Genomic DNA, 2,692 nt, shown 5'->3' with positions numbered 1-2,692 from the left:
GCTGTGAGAGTAGATTAAGGAATCACTGTGATAGATTGAAGAAATACCTGGCTCGATTTGGTGAATCAACTGTCAAGCTAAACAATCCCACACTATTCTTGACCGATAATCAGCCTCAGATTCATCGAACATTAAAGTGCTGGTCTTTATTAAGCTCAGACTCGTTCAAATCGATTGAAGAGTTCTACAAAAGTTCTCTCTCTACTAACCAACTAACAGAACTGAATGCTAAGCCATCTATTAAGAAGGAAATTACACACTTTACAATCGAACAGCTAAACTCAGTTGTTTCAGTACTAGAGCAATCTATTGCGATGAACTGGGCACTTAAAGGAGTGTATTCAAATGCCATTAATAGTATTGATAGTGAAACTGTTTCAAAAATCGCTAAGGTATCTAAAGACCTATCTAACTTGAAATTTGACGATGTTTTTAAGTATAAAAGTTCAGAGGAATATCTTTGTCTAAAAACTGAATTGAGAAATCTGAATGCAGCTCTATACCAGCGACTAAGTAATATCGAAACACCAGCCTCAAATGTGATTAACTTAGACAAACAAGATTTTCTATCTTCATTTAACCCAAGCGTAGAAAACTACTTAACTCGGTTGGGAGAATATGAGTCAAACCTATCTGAGGCTCTTATCACCCTCGAGTGGTTTAAAGCTCAAATTGAAGATATAAAGAGATTTTCTCTTCGTGAAACAATATCAAAGTTTTCACTCGAACAGCGTCTATCTCTATCAACGGATTTATGTACAATGCCAGTAAATACGAATGTTACAATTTCTCCTGATCGAGTCGATAGTAATATGCATACGACAAAAGTAACTAAACGTTCTACAAGAAATGTAACGCCAAAACCCTTACTCGAATCACTATTAAATCTATAAAACAATTATGTTTACTTATGACTATAAAAACGATTTATCTCTCTTAGCCCAAGTGTTTAAACAGAGTGAAAGCACAATAAAACTGTGGCAGAAATCAAAGCCGAAACAGGCATTCATGTTGGATAATGCATTCAACTACTGTGATGATTACGATGAACTAAAGCTATTTGTCAACAAGCTGGTGGAATTGGAAACCATAAAAGAGGTTAACGCCGAACTAGGATTGCCTAGTGCTCCAGATCGACTTGTAGATGAAGGCTTCTCTAAGTCTGCCTATTGGAAGTGGTTTAAGGAAAACAGGCACTTGTATGTTGCGATGGTTATGGGGTATTCAGAGTTTAAGGTTCAGAACCTAGTAACCAATACTAACCAGGATTTGATAGCCAAGATACTAACTAACCTAAGTAAAAAGGAGCTGGTATCGCTGTACACCTCTGACGCAGATAGTTTAATTAAGTTAATCAATTCGCTTAAGTGACATCAAAGCTCTGGAGGGTGATATACAATGTATATTTTCACTTGGTAGGGAGATTAGGGCCAAAGTCATCAGAAATATACATTGTATATTCACGGTAATAGGCAAGTGTAGAAATATACATTGTATATTCTTTGTTAGGACCAATAGACTTTCAAAATCTGTCTAATTTTCTGTTCTAGCTGTGGATGTACAGCAGAATCTGATGGCTTCTGAATATATTCTATTCTCAATTACTAAGTCCGTACAAAGCTCTTAATTAAGAAGCCGGAATTCAACAAAGAACCTAGTGGCTTAAGTTAGCCTTTTTAAGGAGCAACATAATAGTCCTATCCAAAGAAAATCGTTCTCAAATCTCAATATCCATCTTTTGCTGTGCATAGATGTTCTTATTAATGTAATCTAGTTTACATAATAGAACAGTGCACACTTTCATATATTAGAATTCTGATTAAAAGTCTGTGCTGTACATAGATGACCCTGAAAGTGAGCTGTAAAACAACTATGTATTTAAAAACATTTCCAAATGAAGCTTTAACAAGACGCCTGAGAAAACATAAAGGTGGGGTTACGTTTGTAGTTGGTTCTGCCTTTACCCAAGAAGATAATACTGGAGCTGGGATACCTAACGTTGAAGGTATTATTAGATTCGTTGAAGAGTACATAGGGCGAGACGACCCAGATGATTTAGATTACCTAAGAGAAAAGATAAGCGGTTGCGCACCACAAGAGAGATATCAAGCTGCATTTGATGTCGTATCCAGTACATATGGTCAAAATGCGGTAAATGAAATAATTGCTGAAGTCATAAATAGTAATTTAGATAAAGATGGGTTACACAAAATACCTAAAGCTGTGACTGATTTTGTTAAGGTTGTAAAAAATAAAGGAATTAAAATAACTAACATCGTAACTACAAATTTTGATACTTTGCTAGAGGTTGAACTCAAAAATCAAGGTATAGATTGCAATTCATATAGCCTTGTTAATGATACCCACTTCCAAACCGATGTGAATGACTTGATTAATGTGTTTCACCTACACGGAAAATGGGATCAAGACACCATGCATACCGTTAACCAATTACAGGTAATCCGTGAACGCCTTGAAATTTCGTTACAAAACTTAGTGAAGGATGATCTCGTAGTTATATTGGCATATGGGGGATGGGAAGACAGCTTTAAACGCTCTTTAGCAAAAGTTGTCACAAACCCTGCACTCGATTACGAAATTCTTTGGTGTTTCTACGAATCGGATGAAGCTAAAATTCAGGTATCTAACTCTGAACTTATTAAAGAGTTGAATGATGCTATTACACGTGCGC

At 36.0% G+C, this 2,692-nt stretch carries 3 protein-coding genes; all 3 read left to right on the top strand.

Annotation, left to right across the window (positions count from 1 at the left end; all coding sequences use genetic code 11):
• Positions 1–893 (top strand): hypothetical protein (locus IQR33_RS19620; RefSeq protein ID WP_228014004.1); only part of this gene is annotated, 893 nt, incomplete at its 5' end.
• Positions 894–900: 7 nt separating this feature from the next.
• Positions 901–1,371, top strand: a complete 471-nt coding sequence (locus IQR33_RS19615; protein ID WP_193263253.1) for a hypothetical protein — start codon at positions 901–903, stop codon at positions 1,369–1,371.
• 501 nt (positions 1,372–1,872) lie between these two features.
• Positions 1,873–2,692 (top strand): SIR2 family protein (locus tag IQR33_RS19610; protein WP_228014003.1); only part of this gene is annotated, 820 nt, incomplete at its 3' end.

This window comes from Vibrio sp. OPT46 (genome assembly GCF_015163535.1).
In the GTDB taxonomy this organism is placed as follows: domain Bacteria; phylum Pseudomonadota; class Gammaproteobacteria; order Enterobacterales; family Vibrionaceae; genus Vibrio; species Vibrio alginolyticus.
This window is presented reverse-complemented; position numbering and strand designations above follow the sequence as displayed.

Coding starts and splice junctions, on each gene's coding strand:
- IQR33_RS19615 (WP_193263253.1), top strand. CDS start 901: ATGTTTACTTATGACTATAAAAACGATTTATCTCTCTTAGCCCAAGTG.